Consider the following 12,663-nt stretch of genomic DNA (forward strand, 5'->3'; position numbering starts at 1 on the left):
TGGTCGTATACGCTACGCTAGAAACACAAACCCCCAGGCCTAAACCTGGGGGTTTTGTCGTTTTGGTGAGATCAATCTAGCCAGCTAGCGTCAGTCTATTCGCTTTAGCTCCTGGCTGTGGCGTTTACCGCGCTCGACATAGCCCTGGGCATTCTTTTTCATACCCGCAACGGCCTCATCAGAAAGCTCCCGCACCACCCTGGCAGGCGAGCCAACGATTAACGAGTTAGGCGGAAACACCGCGCCCTCCTTAATAAAGGCACCGGCACCCACCAGGCTATTCTCACCAATCACCGCGCCATTGAGTACTACCGCCTGTATACCGATTAAGCAGCCATCGCCTACGGTGCAGCCATGCAGCATAGCCTGATGCCCGACCGTCACCCCTTTGCCTACTTTAAGCGGAAAGCCTGGGTCAGCATGGAGAACCGCACCATCCTGAATATTACTCTCTTCGCCTATTTCAAGATGATCGCTATCGCCGCGCAACACGGCCTGATACCAGACGCTTGAATGTGCTTTTAAGGTCACTTGGCCGATAACATCCGCCGTTTCCGCGATGTAGACCTCGTCCTGAATATCAGGCCGATACTCACCGTATTGATAAATGGCCACATTGATCTCCTGGGTTGTTGTTGATGTATTAATGATTGAACTACTGCCAATCTTCAAGTCGCATGGAGGAGCGTTCTAGCCGTTCGTGCTCCTCTTCTAAATCACGCAGCAGTTGGCTAATGCTGGAGAGGTGCTCTAGTGCCACCTGTTCTGCCTGCTCCGCCTCGCCGTTGACTACGGCCTCATGCAACTGCGCATGCTGCTGATTGATCATCGTCCTGGGGGCTGGCAAGTGATAAAGGTGCTTGACCGAGGCAAACACCGAGCTGAGCAGTAAATCGGTCAGGCTCTGCAGTGTATGCACCAACACCGGGTTGTGGGACGCCTGGGAGACCGCCAGGTGAAAGGCGTGATCAAGTCGCGCTAGACGCTCGACATCAATGCTTTCTGCACTTTCCGCGTAGTCGGCCATTTCGCGATAGCGCCGAGTGATCAGCACCCGATCGGCGGATGTGCCGCGGCTCGCGGCTAACCGCGCCGACTCCCCTTCCAGCAGGGCGCGCACTTCTAACAGATCAAACAGCGTGCGCGGGTGATCTTTAAACAGATGCATCAATGGGCTTTGGTTACCCACTGGTAAAAGTGTGGCGACCGTAGAGCCATGGCCCTGGCGGGTATCGATAATTCCTTTACTGCGCAGAATTCTCAACCCCTCACGCAGCGAAGCACGTGAGACGCCCAGCCGATCACACAGCCGCCTCTCAGAAGGAAGCAGTTGGCCGGGCCGAAAAACGCCATCAAGAATTAAACGCTCAAGCCGGGTAGCCACCTGATCCGGCATTCGCAGCCCGGGTGACAAGGCTTGATTCTCCTCTGGCATGTTAGCTCTCCTGATGGGCTTTATGTCCAGCTTGCCAGTACTTAACCCAGTACTAAACAAAGAAGACAACACAGTCGACTAATTACTGGTCAGACCAATGCACCACAGCCTAGACAGGCGGGTAAAAAAAGCCCAAATTGAGGCCATGTTATCTACAGACCGTTTTAGCATTTACCTTTAACGATAATAAGCATGGGATGTCTTAATGAATATCCTCTTTGATGAGCGCCTGGACGGTGCACTGGTTCGGCGCGATAAAAGCGAAGTCTTAACCGACCTGCAGCAAGCCGTTCCTGATATGACGCTGCTGCATCGCGAAGAAGACCTGCGCCCCTTTGAGTGCGATGGGCTGGCGGCCTATCGCGTGCTGCCGATGCTGGTGGCGCTGCCTGAAACCTTTGATCAGGTGAAAGAGCTGCTCAAGCGCTGCCATGCGCTTGGCGTGCCTGTGGTCACTCGTGGCGCGGGTACTGGACTTTCCGGCGGTGCGCTGCCGCTGGAACAGGGCGTACTTTTAGTAATGTCGCGTTTTAACCAAATTCTCAAAGTCGACCCTGAGGCCCGCTTGGCGCGAGTTCAACCCGGTGTGCGCAACTTGGCGATTTCCGAAGCAGCTGCGCCTTATGGCCTTTACTACGCGCCGGATCCCTCCTCACAAATTGCCTGCTCTATCGGTGGTAACGTGGCCGAAAACGCCGGCGGCGTACACTGCTTAAAATATGGCCTAACGGTGCATAACGTGATGCGCGTCGATGTGCTCACGATCGAGGGCGAGCACATGACGCTGGGCGCTGAGTCTTTTGATGCGCCAGGCTTTGACCTACTGGCATTGATGAACGGCTCTGAGGGCATGCTCGGCGTGGTCACCGAAATTACCGTCAAGCTACTGCCCAAGCCGGAAACCGCCAAAGTACTGATGGCAAGCTTCGACGATGTCGAGAAAGCCGGTCGCGCCGTCGGCGATATCATTGCCGCAGGCATTATTCCTGGTGGCCTGGAGATGATGGACAAACTCGCCATCAAAGCCGCCGAGGATTTTGTCAAAGCTGGCTACCCCCTCGATGCCGAGGCGATTCTACTCTGCGAACTGGATGGCGTTGAAGCCGACGTGGACGACGACTGCGACACCGTTCGCCGCGTACTGGAAGCCGCCGGGGCCACCAATATCCAACAGGCCCGGGATGAAGCCGAGCGCGCCAAGTTCTGGGCTGGGCGTAAGAATGCCTTCCCTGCAGTGGGCCGTATGTCACCTGATTACTACTGCATGGATGGCACCATCCCCCGCCGAGAGCTCCCCCGCGTGCTGAAAGGCATTGCCGCACTTTCAGAAGAGAGTGGCCTGGCGGTGGCCAACGTGTTCCACGCCGGCGATGGCAATATGCACCCGCTGATCCTGTTTGATGCCAATAAAGAAGGCCAGTTGGCGCTTGCCGAAGAGGTGGGCGGCAAGATTCTTGAGCTATGCGTGGCCGCGGGCGGTTCGATCACTGGCGAACATGGCGTTGGGCGCGAAAAGATCAATCAAATGTGCAGCCAATTCCAGGCGGATGAAATCAGCGTTTTTCATGCCTTGAAGGCTGCCTTTGATCCACAGCGACTGCTTAACCCCGGCAAGAATATTCCGACGCTGGCCCGCTGCGCCGAGTTTGGTGCTATGCATGTGCATAACAACGAACTACCGCATCCGGAGCTACCGCGCTTCTAGCAGCGAGACAAGCCGAAGCTAAGACAATAATTAGCCAAAACGAATAATGGAAAAGACCAATAGTGGGAAAGACCATGACCGAACGAGCGATTGCTGACCGCGATATCGCTGATACCCTGTGTGAACAGGTACGCAGCGCCTATGACGCACGCACACCGCTTCGCATTGTAGGCGGAGATACCCGCGCCTTTTATGGCCGACCGGTGGAAGGCCAAGCACTGCAGATGGCCGAACATAGTGGCATTGTGAGCTATGACCCAGTGGAACTGGTAGTGACCGTGCGCGCTGGCACTCGGCTTAGCGACCTGCAGGAAGTACTGGCAGAGAAACACCAAATGCTGGGCTTTGAGCCGCCCATGTTTGGTGAAGCGTCTACCATTGGTGGTGCCGTGGCCACCGGCCTCTCTGGCCCACGCCGTCCCTGGGCAGGCGCAGCCCGTGACTTTGTGCTGGGCACGCGAATAATCACCCAAGAGGGTAAACTCCTCCGCTTTGGCGGCGAAGTGATGAAAAATGTCGCCGGTTACGACCTGTCGCGCCTGATGGCAGGCGCTCAGGGCACGCTCGGCGTATTGACCGACATCTCCTTTAAAGTGCTGCCTATTCCCACCGCGACTCACAGCCTGCGCTTAACCATTGGGCTGGGAGAGGCGCTTAAAAAACTCGCCGAGCTGGGCCGAAAACCGCTACCGATTACCGCCGCCGCTTGGCATCACGGCGAGCTGTTTTTGCGCTTGGAAGGCGGCAAAAGCTCTGTGGCCGCAACCCAGGCAAGTCTAGGTGGCGAGCCACTTGATGCTGGCTTCTGGCAAGAGTTGCGCGACCATACTCACGCATTTTTCACCTGTAGCGCTGACCAATCGCTGTGGCGGCTGTCACTACCGCCCAACACCGCGCCGCTGGCGCTGGATATTCCCGAGGCCGACATTTTTTACGACTGGGCGGGCAGCCAGCGCTGGCTGAAAACCACCCTGGATGCCAGCACCCTGCGCGATGCCTGTCGCGCAGTAGGTGGCCACGCCACTTGCTACACACCTCAGCTCCAGGGCGGCGCCGCAGATCCATTCACACCGCTCAATGCAGTGGTGGAGAAATATCATCGCAATCTAAAGGCGGAGCTGGATGCCCATGGCATTTTTAACCCCGGTCGTCTTTATGCGGCGTTTTAATCAGGAGAGCTGACATGCAGACGCACTTTACCGATGCCGACCTTCAGAAGCCGCATATTCAAGAAGCAGATCGCATACTGCGCACCTGCGTGCACTGCGGTTTTTGTAACGCCACCTGCCCGACGTACCAGTTGTTAGGCGATGAGCGCGATGGCCCTCGTGGGCGTATCTATCTAATGAAAGAGCTGCTGGAGAGCCGCGACGATGACGATCAGGTAACCGATGAGACGCGCCTTCATCTTGATCGCTGCCTTACCTGTCTTAACTGTGAAACCACCTGCCCTTCCGGCGTGGAGTACCACAAGCTGCTCAACATTGGCCGTGCCGAAATTGAGCGGCGCGTTCCTCGCCCGGCAGGTGAGCGGGCCCAGCGCTATGCGCTGCGAAAAATGATGGTCGAGCCCAAACGTTTCCAAGCGCTGCTAAAGCTGGGGCAAACCTTTAAACCACTGGTGCCTAGCAAGCTGCGTAATAAAATGCCCGCAGCGCCGATAGATGCAGGCGCACGCCCGGATGCCAACCGCCATACCCGGCGGGTATTGATACTGGAAGGCTGCGTTCAGCCGGGGCTATCACCCAATACCAATGCTGCCACCACGCGGATTCTTGATCGGCTTGGTATAAGCGTAACGCCGGTGGCTGAAGCGGGCTGCTGTGGCGCCGTTGATTTCCACCTTAATGCCCAGGACGATGGCCGTGCACGCATGCGCGCCAATATTGATGCCTGGTGGCCGTACATTGAGCAAGGCACCGAAGCCATCGTTCAAACCGCCAGTGGCTGCGGCGCCTTTGTCAAAGAGTATGGTTACATGCTCAAGGATGACCCTGACTACGCCGTTAAAGCGCAAAAGGTGAGCACTCTAGCCAAAGATATTGTCGAAATCCTACGCGATGAGCCGCTGGACGCCTTGAACGTTAACGCATCGCAACGACTGGCGTTCCACTGCCCCTGTACGCTGCAGCATGCCCAAAAACTTAACGGTGCGGTCGAAGGCGTGCTGGGCAAGCTTGGCTTCGCGCTAACTCCGGTGCAGGATGCGCATCTTTGCTGCGGTTCGGCGGGTACCTATTCAATCACCCAACCCGAACTGGCCACCCAACTGCGCGACAATAAGCTCAATGCGCTGGAGGCCGGAGACCCAGAGATGATCGTGACGGCTAATATCGGTTGCCAAACCCACTTGGCGGGCGCCAATCGCACTCCGGTACGCCACTGGGTTGAGATCGTCGATGCAGCGCTCACTTAACGCTTCACCACTACCCCTTAACCCCAAGCCGCGCAGGTTTTAACAGCGCGGCTATTTTCACTCATCCCTTAACAAGGATTTAAACATGCAAACAAAAGCCATTCTCGCTCAGAGCGATGTGATCAACGTACTCGACGCCGCTCAGAAAGAGGCTGACAGCAACAGCTGGCCGGTGACCATCGCAGTAACCGACGACGGCGGCCACCTGTTAGCGCTGCGGCGTTTGGATGGCGCAGCCCCTTTCAGCGCCGAAGTCGCTACGCAAAAAGCGCGCAGTGCGGCGCTAGGTCGTAAAGAGACCCAGGTGTTTGAAGAGATGATTAATGGCGGCCGCACTGCGTTCGTCACCGCACCGCTGCAAGGCCTGCTTTCAGGTGGCGTGCCGATTACTGTTGACGGTCATGTGGTAGGTGCCGTGGGCATTTCCGGCGTAAAACCCGACCAGGATGTGCAGGTTGCCAAAGCAGGCGTTGCCGCGATTACGGGCTAACAGCTGCAACTTAAGATGCAGACATACGAAAAAGCCCGGATCAATGATCCGGGCTTTTTTTGAATTCGTTCGGCCAATGCCGATATATTGCTAACAACTCAAATGCTTAATGGCGGACCGGACGAGACTCGAACTCGCGACCTCCGGCGTGACAGGCCGGCATTCTAACCGACTGAACTACCGGTCCACGTTAAAGCACTTTTAAAACAACCATCGAAGCTAACATTTATAAGCGGTTCAGAGGCGCTTCCAAAGGGTAGACGATGGTGGGTGGTACTGGGTTCGAACCAGTGACCCCCAGCTTGTAAGGCTGGTGCTCTCCCAACTGAGCTAACCACCCAATCCATTGGTAAGTAATTGCTGTGCTTACCAACTTTTTCTTACCAGCTTAGCTTAGCAGTTATCGTGGCGGACCGGACGAGACTCGAACTCGCGACCTCCGGCGTGACAGGCCGGCATTCTAACCGACTGAACTACCGGTCCGAATTGCGATAACAACTATTAGCAGACGTTGATTTGATGATGGCGGACCGGACGAGACTCGAACTCGCGACCTCCGGCGTGACAGGCCGGCATTCTAACCGACTGAACTACCGGTCCGTTATGCACATCAAATACAGGTCGTACTAGGTACTACTTTCACACTTCCAGACCATCTTTCAAAAACTTAAGATGGTGGGTGGTACTGGGTTCGAACCAGTGACCCCCAGCTTGTAAGGCTGGTGCTCTCCCAACTGAGCTAACCACCCGCTGGTCACGTGGCGCTGCATTCTACAGAAGGCTTACCGAATGTCAACATGCCGCGTTTAAAAATCGTATTCTAAACCAGCGCGTTACTCTCTTGCGTAAGGCCTGTGCCATGAGCGCGGACGAAGGATGCCGCAACTTGGGTAGCCTCGTCAATCAAAACCGTTTGGGTCAGGCCAGAAAATCGCCGCGGCTTAAAGTCATGGTCGCCATCCGTCAGCCAAGCAAGCTGCGCGTTTGGCGGCAGTGTATAGCCGGCTACCTCGTCTCGAGTACCGAAAGGATCACGCTCACCCTGTAAAATCAGCATGGGGCAGGCAATCTTGGGCCAGTGATCCAAACGAAGCTTGTCAGGCGCTTTAGTAGGATGAAATGGGTAACCTGCTATCACTACACCCGGCGCAGTGCCCTTGCATGGCTGTTCACTGGCAAATAGGGTCGCCACTCGGCCGCCCATCGATTTGCCTCCAATCCATAGCGGTTCGTCAAATAGGTCAGCAAGTAGCGCATACCATTGGGCAAACTGATCAAGGGTCTGGGCGATAGGCGGCGGCGGTCGACGTTTGCCGGTTTCCTGCATCTGCTGCATATAGGGGAAATCAATACATAAAACCTGAACACCCTGAGCCGCCAGCGAGGTGACAAATTGACGCATGAAGGGTGACTGCTGACCAGCCCCTGCGCCATGGGCAAACAGCAACCGACCTAGCTTGGCGTGACCATGAACAGTTAACGGCCCCATGCCCTGCACCAGAAAGGCGCTATTTAGCTGGCGCTTAAGCGCCTCTTTTAACCCCTTGGGAGGCACCTCGATATACCCAGACAAAACGTAATGTGACACCTATCGCTCCTGATAATTCAGTCTTTAACCAATTGGTGTGTTCAGGTTAAGCCCTGGCTGCGCTAGAATCTTGGTCGGATCTTGACCTGCATCATCAAGCGGGTGGTCGCACCCGTGCAAAATGCCACGGGTTACCCCCTAACCGCGTTCGATGGGAACATGACATGAGCACAGCATTTGAACACCCGACCTACAACTACAAGGTGGTTCGGCAGTTCGCGATTATGACCGTTGTGTGGGGCATTGTGGGAATGACAGTGGGTGTCATCCTCGCCTCGCAACTGGTTTGGCCGCAACTGAACCTTGGCCTACCTTGGACTAGCTTTGGGCGCCTGCGTCCGTTACACACTAACGCCGTAATTTTCGCCTTTGGCGGTTCGGCGCTCTTTGCCACGTCGTACTACGTTGTCCAGCGTACCTGTCAGACACGGCTTTTCTCTGACAAGTTAGCGGCCTTTACCTTTTGGGGCTGGCAAGCGGTCATTATCTCAGCGATAGTGTCCCTGCCCATGGGCTACACCACGACCAAGGAGTACGCTGAGCTTGAGTGGCCGATCAATATTTTGATCGCGGTCGTATGGATCAGCTACGCCATTGTGTTCCTAATGACGATCAAAAAACGCACCACGTCGCACATTTATGTGGCGAACTGGTTCTTCGCGGCGTTTATTTTGACCGTTGCGGTGCTGCATATCGTCAACAACGCGGCCATCCCAGTGACCCCCATGTACTCCACCTCGATCTATGCCGGAGCAGTGGATGCGATGGTGCAGTGGTGGTATGGACACAATGCGGTAGGCTTCTTCCTGACTGCAGGCTTCCTGGGCATGATGTACTACTTCGTGCCGAAGCAGGCTGAGCGTCCGATCTACTCCTACCGCCTTTCAATCGTCCACTTTTGGGCATTGATCATGATCTACATGTGGGCAGGCCCTCACCACCTGCACTACACAGCGCTGCCGAACTGGGCACAGTCGCTGGGTATGATTATGTCGATCATCCTGTTGGCTCCCTCCTGGGGTGGCATGATCAACGGCATGATGACCCTATCAGGGGCTTGGCATAAGCTGCGCACGGATCCCACGCTACGCTTCTTGGTGGTTGCTCTGTCGTTCTACGGCATGTCTACCTTTGAAGGCCCGATGATGGCGATTAAGACCGTCAACGCGCTTTCGCACTACACTGACTGGACCATTGGTCACGTTCACTCCGGCGCGCTTGGCTGGGTAGCGATGATCACCATCGGCTCAATGTATCATCTGATCCCGCGCGTCTTTGGTCGCACTGAAATGTACTCGGTCAACCTGATCGCCGTGCACTTCTGGCTGGCCACGATCGGCACCGTGCTATACATCGCCTCCATGTGGGTTAACGGTATTCTGCAAGGCTTGATGTGGCGGGCGATCAACCCTGACGGCACCTTGATGTACACCTTTGTTGAAGCCGTTGAAGCCAGCGCGCCGGGCTACTTTGTTCGCTTAATCGGCGGCCTCTTCTGGGTCACCGGCATGCTGATCATGGCGTTCAACGTTTACATGACCGTTAAGCGTCGTGAGGCCATCAGCCATTCAGCGCCACAAGCTGCTTAAACCGGGGAAGTTGAGACCAATGAAACACGAGATTGTCGAAAAGAACGTTGGCCTGCTTGCCGTGTTGATCCTTGTCGTGATCAGTTTCGGCGGCTTGGCTGAGGTGGTTCCACTGTTTTTCCAGAAGCAGACCACCGAGCCGGTTGAAGGCCTGGAGCCGCTGTCAGCCCTGGAGCTGGAAGGCCGTGACATCTATCGCCGCGAAGGTTGTGTGGGCTGTCACTCGCAAATGGTGCGCCCGTTCCGTGCGGAAACCGAGCGCTATGGTCACTACAATGTGGCGGGCGAGCAGGTGTATGAGCACAACTTCCTATGGGGCTCCAAGCGCACCGGGCCAGACCTAGCGCGTGTTGGCGGCCGCTATAGCGACGACTGGCACCGCGCTCACCTCTACAACCCCCGGGATGTAGTCCCTGAATCGGTAATGCCGGCTTACCCCTGGCTGTTTGAAAACACCCTCGATGGTGATGCCACTCCCCAAAAGATGCGTACGCTGCGTCAACTGGGCGTGCCCTATACCGACGAAGATATCGCCAACGCTACTGACGACGTACGCGGCACCCAGGAAATCACGGCCCTGGTCGCGTACTTACAGCAGCTCGGAACCGTGCTCGAGGGCACTCGCTAAGTTATGGATACGGGAACTTTTCGCGGTCTCATCACGCTGATCTTGATTTTCGCGTTTATCGGCATTGCCCTCTGGGCGTACTCCAAGCGACGCAAGCCAGATTTCGACGAAGCGGCTAATTTGCCCTTTGCAGACGACGATGAGCAACCGACCAGTGACAAGCACGCTTCGCGTGAACGCGACAGCGAAGCGCATTCCCGCGACGACAGGGGAGATAAGAATATATGAGTAATCTATGGGGTGACTCCCTATCCGGCTTCTGGAGCGCCTGGATCATTATCATTACGCTGGGCACGATTGCGTTGAGCGTATGGATACTGCTGGCCAACCGCCGTACCGATAAAACGCCTGACGCGGACGGGAACGTTGAAACCACCGGCCACGCCGCCGATGGCATCGAAGAGTATGACAACCCGCTGCCAAAGTGGTGGTTCCAGCTATTCGTTTTAACGGTGGTCTTTGCACTGGGTTACTTGGTGCTTTATCCCGGCCTGGGCAACTACGCGGGGATATTGGGCTGGTCGCAAGAGGGGCAGTGGGAAGAGGAAGTGGCTCAAGCCGAAGAGCGCTTCACGCCGATTTTTGCCCAGTATCAGGAGGTGCCCATTCCTGAGCTTGCCGAAGATCCGGAGGCGATGCAGGTCGCTGAACGTATCTACCAAAACAACTGCGCAGTGTGTCACGGGTCAAACGCTCAGGGTGGCTACGGCTTCCCTAACCTGACCGACGACGATTGGCTATACGGTGGTGAGCCAGAAAATATTTTGGCCACTCTCAATAATGGCCGTAACGGCCTAATGCCCTCCTGGCAGCAACTGGGGCAGGAGAATATTGAGAACCTGACGCAATACGTACTTTCGCTGTCTAATGAAGAGCATGACGAGGCGCAGGCTGAACAGGGCGAAAGCACCTTTATGGCGGTGTGTGCTGCCTGCCACGGCCCCAGCGGCACGGGTAACACGGCTCTCGGCGCACCCAACCTGACCGATAACACTTGGCTTTATCTGGCACCCGGCCAGGAAGTCGGTGACTCTATCCGTCAAACGCTGCGTAACGGTCGTAACGGTCATATGCCTGCGCAAGCGGCCTATATTGGTGAAGAGCGTGTTCACCTGGTTGCCGCCTATGTGTATAGCCTGCGCTTAGCGGACTGATTGACCGCTGACAGATAGCAGTTACCGTCAGCAACGCTAGCCAAGCAAGGGTGCGGCCCCAAACCGCACCCTTTCTTTATACCCAACCCGATACAATATTAACGAAACACCTAGACCGCGACTAAGCATCATATTTAACAAAGCACGTGATTTAACTGAGCATTTCGTTTAGTTGAAGATAAGGTGCCACCTCTCCTGCCTTCTGAGCCGGGAATATCGCCATGGAAAAGATACCAAGCCAAGACGTCACGCCGAATCCGGTGGGACATCACGTTCCCTCTGAAACGGTTACCCAAGAAATGTACGCCAAGCGGCGACACATTTACGTGCGCGAAATTAAAGGCGTTTTCCAAAAGCTACGGCGCAGTGCCAACTGGGCGTTAATGCTGGCATTTTTTCTTTTACCGTGGATTAACATTGGTGGTCGGCCGTTAATTCTATTCGACCTGCCTAACCGTGAATTCCATATTTTTAGCGCCACGTTTTACCCGCAGGAGTTCATCCTGCTGTCATGGCTGCTGATTATCTGCGCCTTTGGGCTATTTTTTATTACCGTTTTTGCGGGTCGGGTCTGGTGTGGCTACACCTGTCCGCAAAGCGTTTGGACATTTCTATTCATTTGGCTTGAACACCGTATCGAGGGCTCGCGCAATCGGCGCATCAAACTCGATAACCAACCGATGACCGCCGACAAAGCTTGGCGCAAGGGGGCTAAACACACGGCCTGGCTGCTCATTGCCCTCGCCACCGGCATTACCTTTGTGGGTTACTTCACGCCGATTCGTGATTTAGTGACAGAGCTCCCCACCCTTGAAGCTCACGGCTGGTCCTACTTCTGGGTTGGTTTTTTCCTGGTATTTACTTACCTCAACGCGGGCTGGCTGCGCGAACAGGTGTGCATCTACATGTGCCCCTATGCGCGTTTCCAATCGGTCATGTTTGACCGCGACACATTGATCGTCTCCTACGATGAATCACGTGGCGAACCCCGTGGTCATCGCAAAAAAAACCTAAGCCATTTAGAAGCCCGCGAGGCAGGCTATGGCGACTGTATCGATTGTGACCTTTGCGTGCAGGTCTGTCCTACCGGCATCGATATCCGCGATGGACTGCAGTACGAGTGTATTACCTGCGCCGCCTGTATCGATGCCTGCGATAGCGTGATGGATAAAATGGGCTACCCGCGGGGCTTGGTGCGCTACACCACCGAAAATGCTCTGGAAGGCAAAAAGAGCCATATCATGCGCCCGCGCCTGCTCGGCTACTTCGCCGCTCTGGTGCTGATGGTGGGCACCTTTGCCTGGGCCATTAACGACCGCATGCCGCTCAATTTTGACGCTGAACGCGAGCGTACCCAGCTCTACCAAATGACCCGCGACGGTCAGATTAGCAATGTATTTAGCCTGACCATTCGCAACCTGGATGATCAAGACCACACCTACCAGCTAAGCGTTGCTGGATTGCCCAGCCTCACTCTAGACAGCAGTACTATTAGCGTACCCGCGGGGGAGTCGCGCTTCGAAGCCGTCACCGTGACCGCCGATCCCGACGATTTACAGCAACCCAGCCACCCCATTGTATTCACGCTGCAGGCTAAACAGGATGCGGATATTCGTATCGAGCGCGAAACCAGCTTCCTGGGCAATATTAGGAGATAA

The 12,663-nt window shown here is 55.6% G+C and carries 12 protein-coding genes and 5 tRNA genes; 9 read left to right on the forward strand and 8 right to left on the reverse strand.

Features of this window, described 5'->3' with window-relative positions:
* Positions 1-90: 90 nt before the first annotated feature.
* Both YERSI8AC_RS18345 and glcC read right to left on the reverse strand, forming a co-directional pair.
* Positions 91-615 (reverse strand): gamma carbonic anhydrase family protein, encoded by a 525-nt coding sequence (locus tag YERSI8AC_RS18345; protein WP_022522236.1) that lies wholly within the window; start codon positions 613-615, stop codon positions 91-93.
* A 40-nt stretch (positions 616-655) separates the two neighbouring features.
* Complete coding sequence (gene glcC / locus YERSI8AC_RS18350) at positions 656-1,435, reverse strand: transcriptional regulator GlcC (RefSeq protein WP_159177278.1); 780 nt, start codon at positions 1,433-1,435, stop codon at positions 656-658.
* Positions 1,436-1,640: 205 nt separating this feature from the next.
* Between glcC and glcD the strand changes: the two genes are divergently transcribed.
* From glcD to YERSI8AC_RS18370, 4 genes are all read left to right on the forward strand, one after another.
* Positions 1,641-3,140, forward strand: coding sequence for a glycolate oxidase subunit GlcD (gene glcD, locus YERSI8AC_RS18355; protein ID WP_027958133.1), 1,500 nt, complete (start codon positions 1,641-1,643; stop codon positions 3,138-3,140).
* Between the two features lie 74 nt (positions 3,141-3,214).
* A complete protein-coding gene (gene glcE / locus YERSI8AC_RS18360; protein ID WP_159177279.1) occupies positions 3,215-4,309 on the forward strand; it encodes a glycolate oxidase subunit GlcE in 1,095 nt (364 codons plus the stop codon).
* Positions 4,310-4,323: 14 nt separating this feature from the next.
* The gene (gene glcF / locus YERSI8AC_RS18365; RefSeq protein WP_041158886.1) at positions 4,324-5,556 is read left to right on the forward strand and encodes a glycolate oxidase subunit GlcF; all 1,233 of its coding nucleotides are present in this window, start codon (positions 4,324-4,326) and stop codon (positions 5,554-5,556) included.
* Positions 5,557-5,641: 85 nt separating this feature from the next.
* On the forward strand, positions 5,642-6,046 hold the full coding sequence (locus YERSI8AC_RS18370; protein WP_022522231.1) for a heme-binding protein: 405 nt from the start codon (positions 5,642-5,644) through the stop codon (positions 6,044-6,046).
* Between the two features lie 110 nt (positions 6,047-6,156).
* On the opposite strand, the gene YERSI8AC_RS18375 is transcribed toward YERSI8AC_RS18370, so the two are convergent.
* The 6 genes from YERSI8AC_RS18375 to YERSI8AC_RS18400 form a co-directional block, all read right to left on the reverse strand.
* Positions 6,157-6,233: transfer RNA gene (locus YERSI8AC_RS18375), tRNA-Asp, on the reverse strand.
* A 77-nt stretch (positions 6,234-6,310) separates the two neighbouring features.
* A tRNA-Val gene (locus YERSI8AC_RS18380) sits at positions 6,311-6,386 on the reverse strand.
* A gap of 66 nt (positions 6,387-6,452) precedes the next feature.
* Positions 6,453-6,529: transfer RNA gene (locus tag YERSI8AC_RS18385), tRNA-Asp, on the reverse strand.
* Between the two features lie 40 nt (positions 6,530-6,569).
* Positions 6,570-6,646: transfer RNA gene (locus tag YERSI8AC_RS18390), tRNA-Asp, on the reverse strand.
* A gap of 73 nt (positions 6,647-6,719) precedes the next feature.
* Positions 6,720-6,795: transfer RNA gene (locus tag YERSI8AC_RS18395), tRNA-Val, on the reverse strand.
* 71 nt (positions 6,796-6,866) lie between these two features.
* Complete coding sequence (locus tag YERSI8AC_RS18400; RefSeq protein WP_159177280.1) at positions 6,867-7,634, reverse strand: alpha/beta fold hydrolase; 768 nt, start codon at positions 7,632-7,634, stop codon at positions 6,867-6,869.
* Between the two features lie 164 nt (positions 7,635-7,798).
* On the opposite strand from YERSI8AC_RS18400, the gene ccoN reads away from it, so the two are divergent.
* The 5 genes from ccoN to ccoG all read left to right on the forward strand — a co-directional run bounded on the left by ccoN (position 7,799) and on the right by ccoG (position 12,663).
* Positions 7,799-9,223: a cytochrome-c oxidase, cbb3-type subunit I gene (gene ccoN, locus YERSI8AC_RS18405; RefSeq protein ID WP_159177281.1), complete on the forward strand. Its 1,425-nt coding sequence runs from the start codon at positions 7,799-7,801 to the stop codon at positions 9,221-9,223.
* A 19-nt stretch (positions 9,224-9,242) separates the two neighbouring features.
* A complete protein-coding gene (gene ccoO, locus YERSI8AC_RS18410; RefSeq protein WP_022522228.1) occupies positions 9,243-9,851 on the forward strand; it encodes a cytochrome-c oxidase, cbb3-type subunit II in 609 nt (202 codons plus the stop codon).
* A gap of 3 nt (positions 9,852-9,854) precedes the next feature.
* The gene (locus YERSI8AC_RS18415) at positions 9,855-10,079 is read left to right on the forward strand and encodes a CcoQ/FixQ family Cbb3-type cytochrome c oxidase assembly chaperone (RefSeq protein WP_022522227.1); all 225 of its coding nucleotides are present in this window, start codon (positions 9,855-9,857) and stop codon (positions 10,077-10,079) included.
* Positions 10,076-11,005, forward strand: coding sequence for a cytochrome-c oxidase, cbb3-type subunit III (gene ccoP / locus YERSI8AC_RS18420; protein ID WP_159177282.1), 930 nt, complete (start codon positions 10,076-10,078; stop codon positions 11,003-11,005). Before YERSI8AC_RS18415 ends, ccoP begins: the two co-directional genes overlap by 4 nt.
* A 221-nt stretch (positions 11,006-11,226) precedes the next feature.
* Positions 11,227-12,663, forward strand: coding sequence for a cytochrome c oxidase accessory protein CcoG (gene ccoG, locus YERSI8AC_RS18425; RefSeq protein WP_159177283.1), 1,437 nt, complete (start codon positions 11,227-11,229; stop codon positions 12,661-12,663).

Source organism: Halomonas sp. 113 (genome assembly GCF_904067645.1).
GTDB classification, from domain to species: Bacteria; Pseudomonadota; Gammaproteobacteria; order Pseudomonadales; family Halomonadaceae; genus Vreelandella; species Vreelandella titanicae.

Bases quoted from the DNA above. Each gene is read 5' to 3' on its own strand.
- glcC (WP_159177278.1), bottom strand. From the start codon at position 1,435: ATGCCAGAGGAGAATCAAGCCTTGTCACCCGGGCTGCGAATGCCGGAT.
- glcD (WP_027958133.1), top strand. From the start codon at position 1,641: ATGAATATCCTCTTTGATGAGCGCCTGGACGGTGCACTGGTTCGGCGC.
- glcE (WP_159177279.1), top strand. From the start codon at position 3,215: ATGACCGAACGAGCGATTGCTGACCGCGATATCGCTGATACCCTGTGT.
- glcF (WP_041158886.1), top strand. From the start codon at position 4,324: ATGCAGACGCACTTTACCGATGCCGACCTTCAGAAGCCGCATATTCAA.
- YERSI8AC_RS18370 (WP_022522231.1), top strand. From the start codon at position 5,642: ATGCAAACAAAAGCCATTCTCGCTCAGAGCGATGTGATCAACGTACTC.
- ccoN (WP_159177281.1), top strand. From the start codon at position 7,799: ATGAGCACAGCATTTGAACACCCGACCTACAACTACAAGGTGGTTCGG.
- ccoO (WP_022522228.1), top strand. From the start codon at position 9,243: ATGAAACACGAGATTGTCGAAAAGAACGTTGGCCTGCTTGCCGTGTTG.
- YERSI8AC_RS18415 (WP_022522227.1), top strand. From the start codon at position 9,855: ATGGATACGGGAACTTTTCGCGGTCTCATCACGCTGATCTTGATTTTC.
- ccoP (WP_159177282.1), top strand. From the start codon at position 10,076: ATGAGTAATCTATGGGGTGACTCCCTATCCGGCTTCTGGAGCGCCTGG.
- ccoG (WP_159177283.1), top strand. From the start codon at position 11,227: ATGGAAAAGATACCAAGCCAAGACGTCACGCCGAATCCGGTGGGACAT.